This is a genomic window from Aeromonas sp. 603079 (genome assembly GCF_049172135.1).
Lineage (GTDB): Bacteria > Pseudomonadota > Gammaproteobacteria > Enterobacterales > Aeromonadaceae > Aeromonas > Aeromonas veronii.
Window position 1 is genome coordinate 1 of sequence record NZ_JAAKPX010000053.1, and the last position, 509, is coordinate 509.

Genomic DNA, 509 nt, shown 5'->3' on the forward strand with positions numbered 1-509 from the left:
CAAGAAGTTTCCAAAGCACTTGTAACAAATGTTTGAGAACTACTTTTTAAATCAGCTTTCCAGATTGTTAAAGAGCATGTTTGCAACGGCGCAAGGCCGAAGAAAACAGAGTTAAGAATCAGTTTCTTAACTCTGCATTCTTGTTAGCAAGAAGAGAAGTGGCGTCCCCTAGGGGATTCGAACCCCTGTTACCGCCGTGAAAGGGCGGTGTCCTAGGCCTCTAGACGAAGGGGACCCCGAGTCTGCTTTGCAGTGCTTGCGCACTGAGACAACAGGTAGCAGTAAACTGCTATTCACATCCCGTTATCCGGCAGAAGAGGTTTTCTCTCATCCATCCCGAGGGCTGGACAACAGAAGCTGATGCATCACTGCACCAGGTCTTTGCTCTAACTACTTTGAATCAAGGCAATCTGTGTGAACACTCAACAACTTCGACATCTTAAGGTAAGGAGGTGATCCAACCCCAGGTTCCCCTAGGGTTACCTTGTTACGACTTCACCCCAGTCATG

At 47.7% G+C, this 509-nt stretch carries 1 tRNA gene and 1 rRNA gene; both read right to left on the bottom strand.

The features are described 5' to 3' along the window. Positions 1 to 159: 159 nt before the first annotated feature. Positions 160 to 235 (bottom strand) — tRNA-Glu (locus G5287_RS20785). Positions 236 to 445: 210 nt separating this feature from the next. Continuing rightward, positions 446 to 509, bottom strand: a 16S ribosomal RNA gene (locus G5287_RS20790); the annotation flags it as partial.